Here is a 20,637-nt window from a genome sequence, read left to right as displayed (position 1 = left end):
GGTAAACCCCGCGTCAATCCCCGTACCGGACCGCGCCGCACGGTCCCGCCGCCGCCCGGCTACGCGCCGCCCACCGCCGTGAGCAGGGCCAACGGCGCCGCCGCCGACCGGGACTCCCGAACGCACGCGTGCGGGTACGGCACCGGCTCGGTGTGGGTGTCGCGGCCGTAGCCCGCGAGGACCTCCGGGAGGCGGTGGCCGGTCGCGGTCGCCGCGTCGACCAGGGCGTGCGCGACCGTACGCGCCTCGTCGTGCAGGCCGTAGCGGGCGAGGCCCAGCGTGATCAGCGCGTTGTCGTGCGGCCAGACCGAACCGCGGTGGTACGACAGCGGGTGGTACGCCGCCTGGCCGGAGGCGAGCGTGCGGACGCCCCAGCCGGAGAAGAAGTCCGGCTCCACCAGCCGCCGGCCGACCACTTCGCCGTACTCCTTGTCCAGCAGCCCGGACCACAGCAGATGCCCGGCGTCCGACGCCAGCGCGTCGAGCTGGCGGCCCTCGCCGTCCAGGGCCAGCGCCGGGAAGGAGTGCTCCCGCATCCAGAAGTCCCGCTGGAACCGGTCCCGGAGGTCACCGGCCGCCTGTTCGAGGAGCGCCGCGTACACCTCGTCGTCCCATACGGTGCGGGCCAGTTGGGCGGTGCGGCGCAGCGCGTCGTACGCGTAGCCCTGGGCCCCGGCCGCCATCACCGGCCCGCTCGCGCGGGTGCCGTCGGCCGAGCAGATCGCGCCGGGGGAGTCCTTCCAGTTCTGGTTGGCCAGGCCGCCCTGGTCCGCGCGGTAGACCAGGTATCCGCGTGAGGTCAGGCCGCCGTGGTCCAGCATCCAGCCGATCGCCGCGCGGGCGTGGGGTTCCAGGCGCCGGGCGAGGGTTCTGTCACCGGTCTGCTCCACATAGGCGCCGAGCAGCACCAGGAAGAGCGGGGTCGCGTCGACCGAGCCGTAGTACCGCCCGTACGGCACCTGCCCGAAGTGGGCCAGCTCGCCGTGGCGTACCTCGTGGACGATCTTGCCGGGCTGGGCGACGGAGTCCACGCCCACGTCGGTCGCCTGGGTGGCGGCGAGTGCGGGGAGGGTGGCGGCGGCCAGCTCGGGCCGGTAGGGGAGGGCGAAGAGCGAGGTCAGGAGGGCGTCGCGGCCCAGGAGGGTGAGGAACCAGGGGGCCCCGGCGGCCGGTACGCGCAGTTCCTCGCCGTCCGGGCCGGTCGCCGGGACCTGGAGCGAGGCGAGGTCCGACAGGCCACGGGAGCAGGCGGCGGCCAGCTCGGGCCAGCCGGTGGGGAAGGGCACGTCCCGCACGAACTCGCCCTCCAGGGCGATGAGTTGCTTGGTGAGGGCGGCGGGCGAGCGCGGGACGGCGGCTGGTGGCCGGTCGCCGTGCGGCCGGGCCTGTACGCGCAGCGCGAGTTCGGCGGTGCCGTGCGGTGCGAGGCCCAGGGTCCACACGAGGCGGCGGGCGCCGGTGCCGGTCTCCTCGACGCCGTCTGGGGCGGGCTCGGCGGTGACCGTCGTACAGGACCGCCACTCGCCGCGCTGGTAGGCGAACTCCACGCCGTCGTCGAGGACGTGGCGGGATCGGGTGGCGCCGGCCTTGGCGTAGGTGCGGTGGTCGGAGCGGAGTTCGAACTGGTCGGTGAAGTCGGCGTCGGCGGTGACCGCGAGGCGGATCGTGGTCGGTACCGGGCGGTTGCTGGTGACCTTGAGCGATTCGACGAACGCGCCCTCGCCGACGGCCTGTTCACGGAAGAGCGTGTGCGCGGGCGGCTCCTGGCGGCCACCGCGCGGGACGAGGACGCACCGTGCGGTGTCCCCGTCGGCGACCGGTGTGAGCGCCTCCGGGACCGCGCCGTCGACGGTGAGCTGCCAGCGGCTCAGATGCCGCGCGTCCCGTACGAACAACCCGTCCGGAGAGCTGCCGCCCCGGACGCCGCTGATGTCGCCGCCGTCGCCCACGGCGGCGAACGTCCCGCCGTGCACGAGCAGATGATGCCGGTCCGTCATCCCCGTTCCCCTCCCTTGCCTGCCTTGGCGGCCTCGCCGTCCGTGCCGCTCAAGTCGCTCACATCGCTCAGGCCGCGCCCGTCGAACGTGCCGGTGCCCGTCGTGGACACGCCGTGTCCGGTGGGCTCGTGCAGCAGATCGAGCGCGAGGGCGGCGGTCCAGCCGAAGCCGGTCGCGCCGCACGCCTCGCCGGTGTACGGGTCGACGTACTCGGCGAAGTCGGTGGCGTCGGCGGTCTCCAGGACCGCCTCGCGCAGGGCGTCGGCGCGGGCGCGCTCCCCGTGCAGCCGGAGGCCGCGCTCCAGCAGCCACGCGGTGTTGGACCAGGCCGGCCCGCGCCAGTAGCGGTGCGGGTCGAAGGCCTCGCCCAACAGGTCGTAGCTGGGCGGGAGTCGGGTGCTGGAGCCGAGGCCGAAGTGCGGTCCGCACGCCGTACGGACGAGGGTGGCGGCGAGGTCGCGGGGCAGGCCGGGGAGGAGCAGCGGGACCAGCCCGGAGACGCCGCGCTCGGGGATGAGGCCCCCGCCCCGCAGGTCCCGGCAGAAGAACATGCCCTCCGCGGGGTCCCAGAGCCGTTCGACCAGCGCCGCGGTCAGCCGTTCCGCGCGCGCGTGCCGGGCCGTGCCGGTGGCGCCCAGCTCACCGGCGATCCGGGCCAGCGCGTGCTCGGAGGCGATGAGCAGGGCGTTGAAGGACGGGTCCTCGACCGCGAACTCGCCCTGCCCGTCGGCGTATTCACCGTCCCGGTACTCCGCCGCGAGCCGTACGTACCGCCCGTAGTCCAGATCCGTCGGCCGGTCCTCCGGGGAGCCGTGGGCGAGGTCGGCGCGGCGGAAGGAGCGGGCCGGGGCCGGGGTCACCCGCGCCAACGGGGCGTCCCAGCAAGGGCTGTTGTCCATGCCCTGCTCCCAGGGGTGGACCACCGAGGCGAGCCCGCCGCCGCCGAGGTCCCGGCGGTGCAGGAGATAGCGGTGCCAGGCGGCCAGCTTGGGGTAGACCCGGGCCAGGAAGGAACGGGCCCTGGACAGGCCGGGGTCGGCGCAGTGCACGAGCCAGGCCGCCAGCGCGTGCACCGGTGGCTGCACGATGCCCGAGGTCTGTACGGTGCGCGGGGCGCCCGCGGCGCGTCCGGCGGTCGAGGAGCGCCAGAAGTCGGGGCTCGGGAAGTACGCGTCCAGGGGTACGGAGGGGTTGAAGACGATGTGCGGGATGCGGCCGTCGCCCCACTGGGCGGCGAGCAGCGTCTCCAGCTCCGTCTGCGCCCGCAGCGGCGACAGGTGCCGCACGCCGATCGCGATGAACGCGGAGTCCCACGACCACTGGTGCGGATACAGGCCGTGGGAGGGGACGGTGGAGGTTCCCGTCCAGTTGCCCTCCAGTACGGCGGCGGCCCTGAGGTGCAGGGAACGCCTCGGGGGCGGCGGATCGTATGCGAAAGCGCGTGCAACGGGACGGGCGGTGAGCTGGACGGTGCGATCCACTCGGGGCTCCACGAAGGACGACGGGCCGACCGGTGCGGTCGGGGCTACCGTAGGGTTACGTCTAGTTAACACGCAAAACCCAATATGTAATGCAGAGTTGAGAAACACAAGGGGGTGCGCATGACGGGACGAGGTCAGGCGAGCGCCGGAGAGCTGCTGGAACTGGTGCGCAGCGGGCGGGCCACCACGCGCGGCGCACTCCAGCATGTGACGGGACTCTCCCGCGCGACCGTGGGCCAGCGGCTGGACCGGCTCTTCCGCGCGGGCTGGCTGCGCGAGGGCGCCGGCGGCCCGGTGGACTCCCCACTGGGCGGCCGGCCCGCCATCACCCTGGAGTTCGACGACGCGCACGCGGTGGTCCTCGCGGCGGACCTGGACACCCGGCACGCGCGCGCGGCCGTGCTCTCGCTCACCGGCGAACTCCTCGCCGAGCGCTCCGGCACGCTGGCCGTCGACGACGGCCCGGAGGCCGTGCTGGGCGCGCTCGGCCACTGGTTCGCCGGACTGCTGGAGGAGGCCGGCCACCGGGCCGCGGAGGTCTGCGGCATCGGACTCGGCGTGCCCGGACCGGTCGACAGCGAGACCGGCCGGGTGGTCCAGCCGCCGATCATGCCGGGCTGGGACGGCTACGACATACGGGGCCGGCTCGCCCGGGCCCTCACCGAACACACCGGCGCGCCGCCCGTCCCGGTCCTCGTCGACAACGACGCCAACCTCATGGCCTACGGCGAGCAGCGCACCGGACACCCCGACTGTTCGGCGTTCGTCCTCGTCAAGGTGTCGACGGGGATCGGGGCCGGGGTCGTCGTCGGCGGTTCCGTCTTCCGGGGCATCGACGGGGGCGCGGGCGACATCGGTCATATCCGGGTCGGCACCGAGGCGTTGTGCCGCTGCGGCTCCTACGGCTGTCTCGCCGCCGTGGCGAGCGGCGGCGCCGTGGCGCGGCGGCTGGCCGAGGCCGGGGTGCCCGCCGCCTCGGGCTCGGACGTACGGGAGCTGCTCGCGTCCGGGCATCCGGAGGCGATGGCGCTGGCGCGCGAGGCGGGGCGCAGCGTCGGGGACGTACTGGCGACGGTGGTGACGCTGCTCAACCCCGGCGTGCTGATGATCGCCGGGGATCTGGCCGGAACCCCCTTCCTGACGGGGGTGCGGGAGCTGCTCTACCAGCGGGCGCTGCCGCGTTCCACCGCTCATCTGGAGATAGTCACCTCGCGGCTCGGCGAGCGGGCCGGGCTGGTGGGGGCGGGCGCGCTGGTCGTGGAGCACCTGTACGCGCCGGAGCGGGCCGAGGAACGGCTGCTCGCCCTGGGTGTGTGACGGACGGGTTGCCGTCTCGCGTCCGCGTCCGGATGGTGGAATCCGGGCTCCTGTGGAAGCGTGATTCTCGCCACCCTTGATAGGGATGGCGCTCAGATGAGCAGATCGGGCACGGCTGCACTTCTCCAAAGGGTGGCACCGAGTGCCACCCCGTGATCGTTCATCGATCGAAATCAGACGTGCCACTTGATGCTCACTTGAGCGGAAACGCGCTCTTCCGCAGGGAAGTGCGTTCAGGAAGTGAAAACATCCGGCGGCTGCCGCTTGCCAAATCTTGACCGCCATTGACTTTCGATCCCCTGGCGGACGACAGGTTAAGGGCGCGAGTCGCAGGAGTGGACGTACCCAGACGCCTTTGATCTGGGTATGTTCCTGGCCGTCAGGGCAGCCACCGAGTCGTCGAGGAGTCGAGACCCGTGTCGGAAAAGAAGGAAGCTCAGGAAGTGAAGTTCGTTTACGACTTCACCGAGGGCAACAAGGATCTCAAGGACCTGCTCGGCGGCAAGGGCGCCAACCTCGCCGAGATGACCAACCTCGGCCTCCCCGTCCCTCCGGGTTTCACGATCTCCACCGAGGCGTGCCGGACCTACCTCGACAGTGGCGACGAGCCCGCGGCACTCCGTGACGAGGTGAGCGCCCACCTCGCCGCCCTGGAGACGACGATGGGCAAGAAGCTCGGCCAGCCCGACAACCCCCTTCTGGTGTCGGTCCGTTCGGGCGCCAAGTTCTCCATGCCCGGCATGATGGACACCGTCCTCAACATCGGCCTCTCCGACAAGTCCGTGCAGGGACTGGCGGAACAGGCCGGCGACGAGCGGTTCGCCTGGGACTCCTACCGGCGCCTCATCCAGATGTTCGGCAAGACCGTCCTCGGCATCGACGGCGAACTCTTCGAGGAGGCCCTGGAGAAGGCCAAGGCCGCCAAGAAGGTCACGGTCGACACCGAACTCGACGCGGCCGACCTGAAGAAGCTGGTCACCCGCTTCAAGCGGATCGTCAAGGCCGAGGCCGCCCGGGACTTCCCGCAGGACCCGCGCGAGCAGATGGACCTCGCCATCCACGCCGTCTTCGACTCCTGGAACACCGACCGCGCCAAGCTCTACCGCCGCCAGGAACGCATCCCGCACGACCTGGGCACGGCCGTCAACGTCTGCTCGATGGTCTTCGGCAACCTCGGCCCCACGGCTACATCGATCGGGGGCGGCACCGGCGTCGCCTTCACCCGCGACCCCGCCTCCGGCCACCAGGGCGTCTACGGCGACTACCTCCAGAACGCCCAGGGCGAGGACGTCGTCGCCGGCATCCGCAACACCGTGCCGCTCGCCGAGCTGGAACAGATCGACAAGAAGTCCTACGACCAGCTGATGCGGATCATGGAGACCTTGGAGAACCACTACAAGGACCTCTGCGACATCGAGTTCACCATCGAGCGCGGCCAGTTGTGGATGCTCCAGACCCGGGTCGGCAAGCGCACCGCCGGGGCCGCCTTCCGGATCGCCACCCAACTCGTCGACCAGGGCCTGATCGACGAGGCCGAGGCCCTCCAGCGCGTCACCGGCGCCCAGTTGGCGCAGCTGATGTTCCCCCGCTTCGACGACGAGGCGAAGGTACGGCCGGTCGGCCGCGGCATCGCCGCCTCGCCGGGCGCCGCCGTCGGCAAGGCGGTCTTCGACTCGTACACGGCGGTGAAGTGGTCGCGCTCCGGCGAGAAGGTGATCCTCGTCCGCCGCGAGACCAACCCCGACGACCTCGACGGCATGATCGCGGCCGAGGGCATCCTCACCAGCCGGGGCGGCAAGACCTCGCACGCCGCCGTCGTCGCCCGCGGCATGGGCAAGACGTGCGTCTGCGGCGCCGAGGAGCTCGAAGTGGACACCAAGCGGCGCCGGATGACGGTGCCGGGCGGACACGTCGTCGAGGAGGGCGACGTGATCTCCATCGACGGATCGAGCGGCAAGGTGTACCTGGGCGAGGTCCCGGTCGTACCCTCCCCGGTCGTCGAGTACTTCGAGGGCCGGATGCACGCGGGCGCCGACGACGCCGACGAACTCGTCGCGGCCGTCCACCGCATCATCGGCTACGCGGACCGGGTCCGCCGGCTGCGGGTGCGCGCCAACGCCGACAACGCCGAGGACGCCCTGCGCGCCCGCCGCTTCGGAGCCCAGGGCATCGGCCTCTGCCGGACGGAGCACATGTTCCTCGGCAACCGCCGTGAGCTGGTGGAACGCCTGATCCTGGCCGACACGGAGACCGAGCGCGAAGAGTCCCTCAAGGGGCTGCTGCCGCTCCAGAAGCAGGACTTCGTCGAACTGTTCAAGGCGATGGACGGACTGCCCGTCACCGTCCGCCTCCTCGACCCGCCGCTGCACGAGTTCCTGCCCGACATCACCGAACTCTCCGTCCGGGTCGCACTCGCCGAGGCCCGCCAGGAGTCCCACGAGAACGACCTGCGGCTGCTCCAGGCCGTGCACCGCCTGCACGAGCAGAACCCGATGCTGGGCCTGCGCGGCGTACGCCTGGGCCTCGTCATCCCCGGCCTCTTCACCATGCAGGTACGGGCGATCGCCGAGGCCGCCGCCGAACGCAAGGCGGCCAAGGGCGACCCGCGCGCCGAGATCATGATCCCGCTCGTCGGCACCGTCCAGGAGCTGGAGATCGTCCGCGAGGAGGCCGACCAGGTCATCGCCGAGGTCGAGGCGGCGACGGGCACCCGGCTCAAGCTGGCGATCGGCACGATGATCGAGCTGCCGCGCGCCGCGCTGACGGCCGGCCAGATCGCGGAGGCCGCGGAGTTCTTCTCCTTCGGCACCAACGACCTCACCCAGACCGTGTGGGGCTTCAGCCGCGACGACGTGGAGGCCTCGTTCTTCACGGCCTACCTGGAGAAGGGCATCTTCGGCGTCTCCCCCTTCGAGACGATCGACCGGGACGGTGTCGGCTCCCTCGTCGAACTCGCCGCCAAGGCCGGCCGCGCCACCCGCCCCGACCTCAAACTCGGCGTCTGCGGCGAACACGGCGGCGACCCGGAGTCCGTCCACTTCTTCCACGAGGTCGGCCTCGACTACGTCTCCTGCTCCCCGTTCCGCATCCCGGTCGCCCGGCTGGAAGCGGGCCGCGCGGCCTCCTCGGCACAGGGCAGCGACCACCGCTGATACCTCCGGAGCCGCCGCCGGTCACACCCTCACCGACCCGACGGCGGCCCCGGACCGCAGGAGAGGGCGGCATCCCTGTGCGGGGGATGCCGCCCTCTCGTCGTACGCGGGCGCGTGGCGTCCGCCCCGGTCCGCGCCTCCGGCCGCTTTACTGCTGCCGGGAGACATCCGTCGAGCGAGGGAGTCCGGACATGAGCGGCTGGAGCACACGCGACATCCCCGACCGGACCGGCCGCACCGCCGTCGTCACCGGCGCCAACAGCGGCCTCGGCTACGTCACCGCGCGGGAGCTGGCGCGCAAGGGCGCCCGGGTGGTGCTGGCCTGCCGCGACGAGAGACGGGGGAACGCGGCCGTCGACCGTCTCACCGCCGAAGTCCCGTACGCGGAGGCGGAGTTCGGGCGGCTCGACCTCGCGGACCTGGCGTCCGTGCGGCGCTTCGCCGACGGCTTCCCCTACGAGCGGCTCGACCTGCTCGTCAACAACGCGGGCGTGATGGGCACGGCGTACGGGACCACGACGGACGGGTTCGAGACGCAGTTCGGGGTCAACCACCTGGGCCACTTCGCCCTCACCGGACTGCTGCTGCCCGCGCTGCTCGACGCGCCGGGCGCCCGGATCGTCAACCTGTCCAGCATGATGCACCTGCAGGCCGACATCGACCTCGACGACCTCAACAGCGAACGCCGGTACCGCCGTTGGACCGCCTACGCCCGCTCCAAGACCGCCAACCTGCTCTTCACGCACGAACTGGCCCGTCGGCTGCGGGCCCGCGGCGCGGACACGGTCGCGGTCTCCGCCCACCCGGGGTACGCGGACACCGGCCTCCAGACCGCGAGCCCCCGTGCGGAGGGGCGCCGGAGCAGGGAGCGCCTCATGCGGCTCGGCAACCGGATCTTCGCCCAGTCGGCGGAGGCCGGCGCCCTGCCCACCCTCTACGCGGCGACCGCGCCCGGCGTACACCCCGACGCGTTCATCGGCCCGTCCTTCGCGCACTGGCGCGGTGCCCCCGGACCCTCCCGCAGGGCACCGTGGACCCGCGACGACACGGCCGCACAACGCCTCTGGACCGCCTCCGAGCAGCTGACGGGAGTGTCCTACGACGGACCGCGGGCGCCGTGAGCCCGTCCCGCCGCCCGCGATCCGCCGTCCGCTGCTCGTCGGCCGCCGCCCGGCCGGGTCAGCGCGCCCGTACCTCGTACACGGCCACCCGTACCGTCGCGTCGTCCAGGCACTGCCCCGACAGCAGGTCGAACCGCTGCTTCAGCAGGGGCGAGGCGACGAACGGGCGGCCCCGGTCGGTACCCGTCAGGCCGCGCGAGAGGACCGCGGCGCCGCTGAACGGGTCGCGGTTGTCGATGCCGTGGAGGGCGCCCGACCGGTCGCGGAACAGGGCTGCCTGGCGGCCGTCGGGCAGCAGGGCCGCGATGCCGCGGCCCGGGGTCAGCAGGGTCAGGTCACAGACCTCGAACCAGTCTTCCTCCAGGCGGAGTTGGACCTTCAGGGCGGTCGTCGTCTCGGGTGCCAGGGTCATCGCTGGGCGCTTCCTTCCAGGGGGCGTCGGCCGATGGACAGCAGCGGCAGGTCGGGCTTGATCTGGTCGCGCTCGGGCACGAACCCAACGACCGGGTCCGGGGTGTCCGGCGCGTTGACGAAGGAGACGAACCGGGCCAGCTTCTCGGGGTCGTTGATCGTCTCGGCCCACTCGTCGCGGTATCCGGCGACATGCGCGGCCATCAGCGACTCCAGCTCCGCGCAGATGCCCAGCGAGTCGTCCACCACCACGTCCCGCACGTGGTCCAGGCCGCCCGGGAGCCGCTCCAGCCACACGCTCGTGCGCTCCAGCCGCTCGGCCGTCCGGATGTAGAACATCAGGAACCGGTCGATCAGGCGCACCAGTTCGGCGTCGGAGAGGTCCTGGGCCAGCAGGTCGGCGTGGCGCGGGGTCGCGCCGCCGTTGCCGCCGACGTACAGGTTCCAGCCGTTCGCCGTCGCGATGACACCGAAGTCCTTCGACTGGGCCTCGGCGCACTCGCGGGCGCACCCGGAGACCGCCGACTTCAGCTTGTGCGGCGACCTGAGCCCCCGGTAGCGCAGCTCCAGGTCGATCGCCATCCGCACCGAGTCCTGCACGCCGTAGCGGCACCAGGTCTGCCCCACACAGGACTTCACCGTGCGCAGCGCCTTGCCGTAAGCGTGTCCGGACTCGAAGCCGGCGTCCACCAACCGGGACCAGATCAGCGGGAGTTGTTCGACGCGGGCGCCGAACAGGTCGATGCGCTGGCCGCCGGTGATCTTCGTGTAGAGGCCGAAGTCCCGTGCCACCTCGCCGATCACGATGAGCTTCTCGGGGGTTATCTCGCCGCCCGGGACGCGCGGCACGATCGAGTACGAACCGTTCTTCTGGAGGTTGGCGAGGAAGTGGTCGTTGCTGTCCTGGAGCGCGGCCTGCTCGCCGTCCAGGACGTAGCCGCTCGCCCCCACCGTCGGCGCCAGCGACGCGATGATCGAGCCGATCGTCGGCTTGCAGACCTCGCAGCCGTCGCCGCCCCGCGCCTCCGCGCGGCCGTACCGGTCGAGCAGGTCGTGGTACGACGTGATGCGCAGGGCGAGGACGATCTCGTACAGCTCCTCGCGGGTCCGCGCGAAGCAGCCGCACAGGCCCTTGTCGACCTCGATGCCGCTCGCCTCCAGCTCGGCGGTGACCAGCTGGCCCAGCACCTTGACGCAACTCCCGCAGCCGGTACCGGCCTTGGTGCACGTCTTCACCTCGGGCACGCTCGTGCACGCGTGCTCGGTGACCGCGCCGCGGATCGCGCCCTTGGTGACGTTGTGGCAGGAGCAGACGACCGCCGCGTCGGGGAGCGCCGAGGGGCCGAGGGCGGCCGGGGCGCCGACGCCGGCGGGCAGCACCAACTGCTCGGGGGAGACCGGCGGTACGGAACCGGTGAACGCCCGCAGGGTGCCGTAGGCCTCCGCGTCACCGACCAGGATGCCGCCCAGCAACTCGCCGCCCCGGCCGACGACCAGCTTCTTGTACGTACCGGAACGGGCGTCGGAGTAGACGACTTCGAGGCAGTCCTCGGTGGTGCCGTGCGCGTCGCCGAAGGACGCCACGTCCACGCCGAGCAGCTTCAGCTTGGTGGACAGGTCGGCGCCGGTGAAGGCGGACTCGTCCCGGGCGATCGTCGCGGCGGCCGTCACGGCCTGCTCGTAACCGGGCGCCACCAGCCCGTACACCCGGCCGTCCGCCGCCAGCGCGCACTCGCCGATCGCGAACACCCGCGGATCGGAGACGGAACGGCACTGCTCGTCCACCGCGATCCCGCCCCGCTCGCCGACCGACAGGCCCGATTCGCGAGCCAGTTGGTCGCGCGGCCGGACACCCGCCGAGAACACCACGAGATCCGTGGCGAGTTCGGAGCCGTCGGACAGCTTCATGCCGGTGACCGCGCCCGAGGCGTCCGTCACGATCTCCTGCGTGCCCGTGCCGGTGTGCACGGTCAGGCCCATCTCCTCGATGGTGCGCAACAGGGCCGCGCCGCCGCCCTCGTCGACCTGCACCGGCATCAGCCGCGGCGCGAACTCCACGATGTGCGTGGCGAGTCCGAGCCCCTTGAGCGCACCGGCGGCCTCCAGACCGAGCAGCCCGCCGCCGACCACCGCGCCCGTCGTCGCCCGTGCCCCGGCGTACGCCTCGATGGCGAGAAGGTCCTCGATCGTCCGGTAGACGAAGCAGCCCTCCGCCTCCCGGCCCGGCACGGGCGGCACGAACGGATAGGAGCCGGTGGCGAGGACCAGCGTGTCGTACGCCACGGTCAGCCCGGAGCGGGCGGTCACCGTCCGCGCCGCCCGGTCGATCGCCACCGCCGGGTCCCCGAGACGCAGCTCGATCCCGTGCTCACGGATGAACTCCGCGTCCGTCAGGGACAGTTCGTCGGGTGTGCTGCCGGAGAAGTACGAGGTCAGCCGCACCCGGTCGTAGGCGGGCCGTGGTTCCTCGCACAGCACGACCACCCGGTGCGCCGCGGTCAGGCCGCGTTCGGCGAGCGCTTCGAGGAAGCGCTGGCCGACCATGCCGTGGCCGACGAGGACGATCGTGGGCACCCCACGCGAGTTCGAGGTCATACGTGGAGCCTGCGCCGTCGGCGTTACCCGGCCGCATCACGCCTGTTTCCCGGGAGGAACGCTGCGCTCAGCGGGAGGGCGACCGGGGTGTGAGGGTTTTCGCCCGTACGCCCCGGGGGTGGACCCGCCGAACCCCTCGGTTCCGTACGGCCACCCTCGGGTACGGCGGCAGCGGCGGCGGACGGCCGTACGGCCGCGCCCGGAGCGGCCCGGCACCGGCCTCCCGATCTTCGCGCGGTAGGTCGGGACGGCTGACGCGGCCCGGCTCGTGCCCCGCGAACGCGAGGTGCTCGCCGGGATGGCAGGGCGCTACCGGCTGCCGGTGAGGTGCGCGAAGACCACGACGTTCCCCTGGTAGCCCGTCGTCCGCGAGTAGCCGCCCCCGCAGGTGATCACCCGCAGCTCGGGCCGGGGCGCCGCGCCGTACACCTTCTCGTCGGGGAAGCGCCTGGCGTCGTAGACCTCGACGGCGTCCACCGTGAAGACGGCGACACCGCCGTCCAGCCGGTCCATCTCGATGGCGGCGCCCCTCTTCACGGCCCCCAGGTCGTAGAAGACGGCGGGGCCCTCGGTGTTGTCGACATGGCCGGCGACGACGGCGGTTCCCCTCTCACCCGGGGTGGTACCGGCCTCGTACCAGCCGGCGAGGTTCTTCTTCGCGGCGGGCGGGACGTCGAGGCTGCCACCCGCGGTGAGCTTCAGGCCCATCAGGGGGGCGTCCACGCGGATCGACGGGATGCGGATACGGGCCGGCGGTGACGGCGGCAGCGCGGGCGCCGTCCGGCGCTCGGCGACCGGGTCGGGCCGCGCCTCGGCCGCGGCGGGCTGCGGCGGCGTACGGGTCGCGTCGCCCCCGCTCAGCAGCCACGCGCCCGCGCAGAGGGAGGCCGCGGTGACGGCCCCTATCGCGGTGTTGACGGTCCTGCGCATCACGATCCCCTCTCCAGCGGCCCCGGCCGGCCCCGCACCCCCTTCCGGGCCGCGAGGGGCGTCGGGCCCGGAAGGGGAGGGGTCACGCGGTACCGGCGGACGGACAGCGGAGGGTGTCCGTCAGATCCCGTCGCCTCTCGCCCGGCGATGCAGGAGCCAGGTACCGCCCGCGGCGGCGACGGCGAGAGCCGCCACACCGGCCGCGGTCTGTACGGGGTCGGGGCCCAACGCGCCGCCGACCCCCGTCTTCACACTGCCCCGAGGCTGCACCTGCGCGCGCATCGAGGTCGGCGTCACCACCAGATCGCCGGTGACCCGCTTGCCGCCGGCGCACTTCGCGACGATCTCGTACGTTCCCGGCTGCGCGCTCGGCGGCACCCGGAACTCCCCGATCGAGTCGTCCTCGTGGCTGCTCGGCGCCAGCGTGAACCGCCCACCGCCGACCGCGCTGGCGTCACCGTCGGCGGTTCCGCCGTCTCCGCAGCCGTGGGTGTTGACGGTGACCTTGTTGCCGGGCACCGCGTTCGACGGGAACACCTCAAGGCTGCCGTTCTGTCCGCCGTAGGCGGGTGCGGTCGTGAGTCCCGCGGCGGCGACCGCGAGCGCGGTACCGGTGAGCAGACGGGCGGTGCGTCGCATCGGTGCTCCTCCGAGCTGTGGGTGGCTGCTCTTCCGAGGTAAGTGGCACCGGCCCGGGCCCGCTCCCCGAGCGGACGTCGCCATTACGTCGAACGGGTGGCCGCCACGCGCCCCCAACTCCCGCGCCGCCACTGTTTCACCAGGTCACCGGCGTACGGCGGTCGCATCCCGCACCGAACCCGAAGGCCGCGGGGCACACGTGTGAACGGGTGACCCCGCGCGGCCTCGGCCGACCCGGACCGGGGAGACCGGGGGAGCCGGGCCGCGCGCGCCGCGGTGCTCGAGCGGGAGCCGACCGCCTCGGCCCGCACGCGCCCGTCCCCTCAACTCCCGTCCGCGTCAACGGGATTCAGGTCGACGAGGCCGGTCAAGAGCGGGTCACCCAGCGGTGGCGGCAGCGGTGGCGAGCGCCCGGGCCACCCCCGGCTCCCGGGGGCCGAGGAAGGTCGGGTCCGGTGCGAAGACCACGTCCAGCAGGGCCTTGCCCGCCGCGAACACCTCGCGCGTGCCGCCGTAGTACCAGGTCACGTTGTGCGTGTCGTCCACCCCGATGCCGTACGAGCGGACGCCCGCCGCCTCGCACAGGGCCACCGCCCGGCGGATGTGGAAGCCCTGGCTGATCAGCACGGCCCGGTCCACGCCGAAGATCTTCTTGGCGCGGACGCACGAGTCCCAGGTGTCGAAGCCGGCGTAGTCGCTCACGATCCGCCCGTCCGGCACCCCGTGCTCCGTCAGATAGGCGCGCATCGCGTCGGGCTCGTCGTAGTCCTCGCGGCTGTTGTCGCCGGTGACGAGGAGCACCTTCACGCGGCCCGTCCGGTAGAGCGCCGCCGCCGCGTCCAGCCGGTGCGCGAGGTACGGCGAGGGCTCCCCGTCCCACAGCCCCGCGCCGAAGACGACGGCGACGTCGGTGCGCGGCACGTCCGCCGCCGTGCGCAGCCGGCCGCCGGCCGTCAGCCACAGCCAGGTCATCGGCAGCAGGGCGAGGACGCACGCGGCGGCCACCGCCCGCACCAGCCGCCGGCGTCCCGCACGCGTGCGTGGCGGACGCGGCAGGCGCAGTCTCAGTCGGCGCATGGGCAAGGCCCCTCCCGGGTGTGTCGTCGACAGTCACAGACGCCAGGCGACGCCCCCCGGTTCACCGGTCGGGCGTGGTGACCGGTTTCACCCCGCAACCCGGGACCGTGAGTCCACACCGCAACCCGGGACCGTGAGTCCACACCGCAACCCGGGACCGTGAGTCCACACCGCCTCACACCCCCCGGCGCCCCGCCGTGATCCCCCGGAAAAAACCCGTCATTCCCGTGCAACGGGGCGGCAACCTCCCCCGGTCACCATCGGTTCATGACGGCGTCGCATCCCCTCCGCGACGAGTCCACCCCCGACAGGACGGCGCAGCCCATGAACCGGATCGGCAGTCACCCGGGTCCCGCCCCTCTCGCCGGCGCTGGGCGGCCCCGCCGGCCCGCGCTGGTCCTGGTGGCGCACGGCAGCCGCGACCCGCGCGCGCTGAGGACGGTGAGCGCCCTCGCCGAGCGCGTCCGCGCCCTCCGCCCCGGCCTCTCCGTCCACCTGGGCCACATCGAGCTGAACGCGCCCCTGCTCCCGGAGACCCTGGCCGAACTGGGCACCGGCGAGGCGGTTCTCGTCCCCCTTCTCCTGACCCGCGGCTACCACGTCAAGCGGGACATCCCGGAGCTGGCGGCCCGGACTCCGGTACGCGCGCGGGTGGCCGCCCCGCTGGCGCCGCACCCCCTCGTCGTGGAGACCCTGCGCGACCGGCTCGTCGAGGCCGGCTGGCCCACCGGCATGGACGAGGAGACCCGCCGGGCGAGCGCGGTCGTGCTCGCCGCCGCCGGTTCCCGCGACCCCGACTCGAAGGTCGACACCCAGCGCACGGCCGACCTCCTGGCCGACCGTCTCGGCGTGCCCGTGGTCCCGGCCTACGCCTCCGCCGCCGCCCCCACGGTCTCCGAAGCCGTCCGGGCGCTGGCCGCCCGGGGCCGTCACCGGACCGCCGTGGCCTCCTGTTTCACCGCCCCCGGCCGCTTCGCCACCCAGTGCGCGGAAGCCGCCCCCTGGATCGCGTCGGCACCCCTGGGCGCCCACCCGGCGATGGCCCGCCTGATCCTCCACCGCTACGACCGGGCCCGGGCGACGCAGCCGCTCAAGCCGCCCGCGCTGGCGTCCGTGTAGCCCCGTACCCGTACGAAGCGGCACGAGGCACCCGCGAAGGCCCCCACCGGCACCCGCGTTGTCACCCCCGCCGCTTACTGTCGAACCATGGACGCCACCGCACTCCCGACCGCCTATGACCCGGCGTCAGCCGCCCGCTGGGCCCCCGAGCCCGACAAACGCCCCGGCCGCACCGCCTTCCAACGGGACCGCGCCCGCATCCTGCACTCCTCCGCGCTCAGACGGCTCGCCGGCAAGACGCAGGTCGTGACGCCCGGCACCCGCAGCCGCGTCTGGGACGCCAGCCCCCGCACCCGCCTCACCCACTCCCTTGAGTGCGCCCAGGTCGGCCGCGAACTCGGCGCCGTCCTCGGCTGCGACCCCGACCTCGTCGAGGCCGCCTGTCTCGCCCACGACCTCGGCCACCCGCCCTTCGGGCACACCGGCGAACACGCGCTCAACGAGTTCGCCGAGGACTGCGGCGGCTTCGAGGGCAACGCCCAGTCGCTCCGGCTGCTCACCCGCATCGAGCCCAAGCGCTTCGTACGGACGGAGACCGGCGACCTGGTCAGCGTCGGCCTCAACCTCACCCGCGCCGCGCTCGACGCCGCCACCAAGTACCCCTGGCGGCGCGGCGCCCGCCCCGACGACCCCAAGTCCCCGAAGTTCGGTGTCTACGAGGACGACCGGCCGGTCTTCGACTGGGCCCGCGAGCACGCCCCGGCCACCCGTACCTGCTTCGAGGCCCAGGTGATGGACTGGTCGGACGACGTGGCGTACTCGGTGCACGACGTCGAGGACGGCCTGCACGCCGGGCACATCGACCCCGAGTGCCTGCGCGTGGAGCCCGAACGGCAGGCGGTCTTCGCGGTCGCCCTCGGACGGTACGTGCCCGCCGACACCGACCCGGCCGCCCTCGCCGAGGCGCTGGACCGGCTCCAGGGGCAGGAGTGGTGGCCGCACGGCTACGACGGGTCGGCCGTCGCCCAGGCCCGCCTGAAGGACGCCACCAGCCAGCTCATCGGCCGCTTCTGCCTGGCCGCCGAGACCGCCACCCGCGCCCGGTACGGCCCCGGGCGCCTCACCCGCTACGACGCCGAACTCGTCGTACCGGAGCGGGCGCGGCTGGAGTGCGCGGTCCTCAAGGCGGTCGCCGACCGGTACGTGATGCAGCGCGCCGAGCAGGAGCTGATCCGGGCCGACCAGCGCGTCGTGGTGGCCGAGCTGGCCGAGGCGCTCACCGCGCGCGCCCCGGAGGGCCTGGACCCGCAGTTCCGCGCCCTCTTCGACCGGGCGCCCGACGACCGTGCCCGCAAGCGGGTGATCGTCGACCAGATCGCGTCCCTCACCGACGCCTCGGCCCGGTCCCTGCACGCGCGGCTGACGGGCGCGGTCCACCATGAACCCCAGTGACGTGAAACCAGCCCGAAGGTGACCCTCCGTGGCCCGATCGGGTCTCACCCCCTTCCCGCATCACACTGCGTGCGGGACGCTCGCCTGTGGCGGCACCGTTACGAGGAGGCATCAAGTGGTCGACGCGGACCAGACATTCGTCATCGTCGGAGGTGGCCTGGCCGGCGCCAAGGCGGCCGAGACGCTCCGAGCGGAGGGCTTCACCGGCCGGGTGATACTGATCTGCGACGAGCGGGACCACCCCTACGAGCGGCCGCCCCTGTCCAAGGGCTACCTCCTCGGCAAGGAGGAGCGCGACACCGTCTTCGTGCACGAACCCGCCTGGTACGCGCGCAACGACATCGAGCTGCACCTCGGCCAGACCGTCGACGCCGTCGACCGTGCGGCGAAGACGGTCCGCTTCGGTGACGACGGCACCCTCGTCCGCTACGACAAGCTCCTGCTCGTGACCGGCGCCGAGCCCCGCCGCCTCGACATCCCCGGCACCGACCTCGCCGGCGTCCACCACCTGCGCCGCCTCGCCCACGCCGAGCGCCTCAAGCACGTCCTGACCGCCCTGGGCCGGGACAACGGACACCTCGTGATCGCCGGCGCCGGCTGGATCGGCCTGGAGGTCGCGGCGGCGGCCCGGGAGTACGGCGCCGAGGTCACCGTCGTGGAGCCCTCGCAGACCCCGCTGCACGGGGTGCTCGGCCCCGAACTCGGCGAACTCTTCACGGAGTTGCACCGTGAGCACGGGGTCCGCTTCCACTTCGGCGCCCGGCTCACCGAGATCGTCGGCCACGACGGCATGGTCCTCGCCGCCCGCACCGACGACGGCGAGGAGCACCCCGCGCACGACGTCCTGGCGGCCATCGGAGCGGCCCCGCGCACCGCGCTCGCCGAGGCGGCCGGCCTGGAGCTGGCCGACCGCGCGCACGGCGGCGGCATCGCGGTCGACGACCGGCTGCGCACCTCCGACCCCGACATCTACGCGGCCGGTGACGTGGCCGCCTTCCCGCACCCCCTCTTCGGCACCCGGCTGCGCGTCGAGCACTGGGCCAACGCCCTCAACGGCGGCCCCGCCGCGGCCCGCGCGATGCTCGGCCGGGACGCCGTCTACGACCGCGTGCCCTACTTCTTCTCCGACCAGTACGACGTGGGCCTTGAGTACTCCGGCTGGGCGCCCCCCGGCTCCTACGACCAGGTGGTGGTCCGGGGTGACGCGGGCAAGCGGGAGTTCATCGCCTTCTGGCTCTCCGGAGGCAGACTGCTCGCCGGGATGAACGTGAACGTGTGGGACGTCACAGAGCCGGTCCAGCGGCTGATCAGGTCCGGGGCACCGGTGGACGCCGAGGCCCTGGCCGACCCGCGCGTCCCGCTCGCCGATCTGGTCCCGTAGCGCCTCCGGGCCGTCAGGAGTGCCGGTCCGTCCCCGTAGAATTCACGCGTGGCAGGACGGATCAACGACGAGGACGTGAAGGCGGTTCGGGACGCGGTCCCGATCGACGCCGTGGTGTCCGAGTACCTCCAGCTGCGCAACGCGGGCGGCGGGAACCTCAAGGGACTCTGCCCCTTCCACGACGAGAAGTCGCCGTCCTTCCAGGTCAGCCCGAGCAAGGGACTCTTCCACTGCTTCGGCTGCCAGGAGGGCGGCGACACCATCACGTTCGTGATGAAGGTCGACCACCTCACCTTCTCCGAGGTGGTCGAGCGGCTCGCCGCCCAGGCCGGCATCACCCTGCGGTACGAGGAGGGCGGGTACAACCCCGCCCATCAGCGCGGCGAGCGCATCCGCCTGGTCGAGGCCCACAAGATCGCCGCCGACTGGTACGCGGAGCAGCTGGCGACCAGCCCCGAGGCCGACACCGGCCGTACGTTCCTCGCCGAGCGCGGCTTCGACCAGGGCGCCGCCGAGCACTTCTCCGTCGGCTACAGCCCCCAGGGCTGGGACCATCTCACCCGCTTCCTGCGCGGCAAGGGCTTCACCGACAAGGAACTGCTCTCGTCCGGCCTCGCCCAGGAGGGCCGCCGCGGCCCCATCGACCGCTTCCGGGGCCGCCTGATGTGGCCGATCCGCGACATCGGCGGCGAGGTCGTCGGCTTCGGCGCCCGCAAGCTCTACGACGCGGACAACGGCCCGAAGTACCTGAACACGCCCGACACCGCCATCTACCGCAAGTCCCAGGTCCTCTACGGCATCGACCTCGCCAAGAAGGACATCGCGAAGTCGAGCCGCGCGGTCGTCGTCGAGGGCTACACCGACGTCATGGCCTGCCATCTGGCCGGCGTGACCACCGCGATCGCGACCTGCGGCACGGCCTTCGGCACCGACCACATCAAGATCCTGCGACGGCTGCTGATGGACAACGGCTCGGCGCGCGTGATCTTCACCTTCGACGGCGACGCCGCCGGCCAGAAAGCGGCCCTGCGCGCCTTCGAGGACGACCAGAAGTTCGCCGCCGAGACCTACATCGCGATCGCCCCGGACAACATGGACCCCTGCGAACTGCGCCTGGCCAAGGGCGACGAGGCCGTCGCCGACCTGGTCCAGCCCCGCACCCCGCTCTTCGAGTTCGCGCTGCGCCAGATCGTCGCCCGCTACGACCTGGAGACCCCGGCCGGCCGCGCCGCCGCCCTGGACGAGGCCGCCCCGGTCGTCGCCCGGATCAAGAACAGCGGCGCCCAGCACGAGGTCGCCGTCCAGCTCGCCGGCATGCTCGGCATTCTGGACACCCAGTTCGTCGTCAAGCGCGTTGCCCAGCTGGCCCGTTGGGCCCGCGACCGCGGCGGCAAGGGCCCGGCCCCCGCGCGCGGCCCCCAGCAGCAGCGGTACGACGCGGCCCCCCGCGGCGGAGCCGGCGGCCCCGCCCTCACCCTGCGCAACCCGGTCTACGCCACCGAACGCGAACTGCTCAAACTCGCCCTCCAGCGCCCGGACTTGGTGGCTCCGGCCTTTGACGCGTACGGCCTGGACGAGTTCACCGCGGCGCCCTACGCGGCCGTCCGCCAGGCGATCATGGACGCGGGCGGCGCCGAGTACGGCCTGAAGGACGCCCAGGAGTACCTGGTGCGGGTCCGCGAGGCCGCCCCGGACGACGCGGTGCGCGCCATGGTCACCGAGCTGGCGGTCGAGGCGATCATGCGCCGCACGGTCGACGAGAGCTACGCGGGTGAGCAGCTCGTCACGGTCCGCCGCCGTGCCGTGGACCGCCGTATCCAGGAGATCCAGGGCACCCTGACCCGCGCCGGCACCCAGGACGACCCGGCCCGTCTGGCCGCCGTACAGAACGAGTTGTGGGTGCTCCAGCAGTACGGCCAGGCGCTCCGCGAGCGGGGCGCCCAGGCGCTCTGAACGGCGCCGCCGACTCCGGCCGCCGGCAGGGGAGTTCAGGACACAGGTCCGCAGGCCACGCGACCGGCACCG

At 73.0% G+C, this 20,637-nt stretch carries 14 protein-coding genes; 7 read left to right on the top strand and 7 right to left on the bottom strand.

Going from position 1 to position 20,637, the window contains the following annotated elements; genetic code table 11:
- Nucleotides 1–59: 59 nt before the first annotated feature.
- Together ABZT12_RS04895 and ABZT12_RS04890 are read right to left on the bottom strand one after the other, a co-directional pair.
- Entirely contained in the window at nucleotides 60–1,997 is a 1,938-nt protein-coding gene (locus ABZT12_RS04895) for a glycogen debranching N-terminal domain-containing protein (protein ID WP_356377327.1), read from the bottom strand.
- On the bottom strand, nucleotides 1,994–3,478 hold the full coding sequence (locus ABZT12_RS04890) for a hypothetical protein (RefSeq protein ID WP_356377324.1): 1,485 nt from the start codon (nucleotides 3,476–3,478) through the stop codon (nucleotides 1,994–1,996). Before ABZT12_RS04890 ends, ABZT12_RS04895 begins: the two co-directional genes overlap by 4 nt.
- A gap of 120 nt (nucleotides 3,479–3,598) precedes the next feature.
- Here ABZT12_RS04890 and ABZT12_RS04885 point away from each other — a divergent pair, with 120 nt between their 5' ends.
- The 3 genes from ABZT12_RS04885 (at nucleotide 3,599) to ABZT12_RS04875 (ending at nucleotide 9,068) form a co-directional block, all read left to right on the top strand.
- Nucleotides 3,599–4,795 carry an ROK family protein gene (locus ABZT12_RS04885; RefSeq protein WP_356377321.1) on the top strand — a complete coding sequence of 399 codons (1,197 nt, stop codon included), beginning with the start codon at nucleotides 3,599–3,601 and terminating at the stop codon, nucleotides 4,793–4,795.
- A gap of 416 nt (nucleotides 4,796–5,211) precedes the next feature.
- Complete coding sequence (gene ppdK / locus ABZT12_RS04880; protein WP_356377318.1) at nucleotides 5,212–7,947, top strand: pyruvate, phosphate dikinase; 2,736 nt, start codon at nucleotides 5,212–5,214, stop codon at nucleotides 7,945–7,947.
- Between the two features lie 191 nt (nucleotides 7,948–8,138).
- Nucleotides 8,139–9,068 carry an oxidoreductase gene (locus ABZT12_RS04875; RefSeq protein ID WP_356377315.1) on the top strand — a complete coding sequence of 310 codons (930 nt, stop codon included), beginning with the start codon at nucleotides 8,139–8,141 and terminating at the stop codon, nucleotides 9,066–9,068.
- Nucleotides 9,069–9,126: 58 nt separating this feature from the next.
- Here ABZT12_RS04875 and nirD read toward each other — a convergent pair whose 3' ends face one another.
- The 5 genes from nirD to ABZT12_RS04850 all read right to left on the bottom strand — a co-directional run bounded on the left by nirD (nucleotide 9,127) and on the right by ABZT12_RS04850 (nucleotide 14,720).
- Nucleotides 9,127–9,480 carry a nitrite reductase small subunit NirD gene (gene nirD, locus ABZT12_RS04870; RefSeq protein WP_356377312.1) on the bottom strand — a complete coding sequence of 118 codons (354 nt, stop codon included), beginning with the start codon at nucleotides 9,478–9,480 and terminating at the stop codon, nucleotides 9,127–9,129.
- Nucleotides 9,477–12,074: a nitrite reductase large subunit NirB gene (gene nirB / locus ABZT12_RS04865; RefSeq protein ID WP_356377309.1), complete on the bottom strand. Its 2,598-nt coding sequence runs from the start codon at nucleotides 12,072–12,074 to the stop codon at nucleotides 9,477–9,479. Before nirB ends, nirD begins: the two co-directional genes overlap by 4 nt.
- Before the next feature lie 309 nt (nucleotides 12,075–12,383).
- On the bottom strand, nucleotides 12,384–13,004 hold the full coding sequence (locus tag ABZT12_RS04860) for a class F sortase (RefSeq protein ID WP_356377306.1): 621 nt from the start codon (nucleotides 13,002–13,004) through the stop codon (nucleotides 12,384–12,386).
- A gap of 120 nt (nucleotides 13,005–13,124) precedes the next feature.
- Nucleotides 13,125–13,643, bottom strand: a complete 519-nt coding sequence (locus ABZT12_RS04855; protein WP_356377303.1) for a hypothetical protein — start codon at nucleotides 13,641–13,643, stop codon at nucleotides 13,125–13,127.
- Between the two features lie 378 nt (nucleotides 13,644–14,021).
- Nucleotides 14,022–14,720: an ElyC/SanA/YdcF family protein gene (locus tag ABZT12_RS04850; RefSeq protein WP_356377300.1), complete on the bottom strand. Its 699-nt coding sequence runs from the start codon at nucleotides 14,718–14,720 to the stop codon at nucleotides 14,022–14,024.
- Nucleotides 14,721–14,987: 267 nt separating this feature from the next.
- Here ABZT12_RS04850 and ABZT12_RS04845 point away from each other — a divergent pair, with 267 nt between their 5' ends.
- The 4 genes from ABZT12_RS04845 to dnaG all read left to right on the top strand — a co-directional run bounded on the left by ABZT12_RS04845 (nucleotide 14,988) and on the right by dnaG (nucleotide 20,565).
- Entirely contained in the window at nucleotides 14,988–15,839 is an 852-nt protein-coding gene (locus ABZT12_RS04845; protein ID WP_356377297.1) for a sirohydrochlorin chelatase, read from the top strand.
- Nucleotides 15,840–15,926: 87 nt separating this feature from the next.
- The gene (locus tag ABZT12_RS04840; RefSeq protein WP_356377294.1) at nucleotides 15,927–17,231 is read left to right on the top strand and encodes a deoxyguanosinetriphosphate triphosphohydrolase; all 1,305 of its coding nucleotides are present in this window, start codon (nucleotides 15,927–15,929) and stop codon (nucleotides 17,229–17,231) included.
- A 115-nt stretch (nucleotides 17,232–17,346) separates the two neighbouring features.
- Entirely contained in the window at nucleotides 17,347–18,612 is a 1,266-nt protein-coding gene (locus ABZT12_RS04835; protein ID WP_356377291.1) for an FAD-dependent oxidoreductase, read from the top strand.
- A gap of 48 nt (nucleotides 18,613–18,660) precedes the next feature.
- Nucleotides 18,661–20,565 carry a DNA primase gene (dnaG, locus tag ABZT12_RS04830; protein ID WP_356377287.1) on the top strand — a complete coding sequence of 635 codons (1,905 nt, stop codon included), beginning with the start codon at nucleotides 18,661–18,663 and terminating at the stop codon, nucleotides 20,563–20,565.
- Nucleotides 20,566–20,637: the final 72 nt, after the last annotated feature.

It is taken from the genome of Streptomyces sp. NPDC005423, assembly GCF_040606415.1.
Classification (GTDB): Bacteria; Actinomycetota; Actinomycetes; order Streptomycetales; family Streptomycetaceae; genus Streptomyces.
The sequence above is the reverse complement of the archived record's forward strand: the minus strand, read 5'-3'. Positions and strand labels throughout refer to the sequence as shown.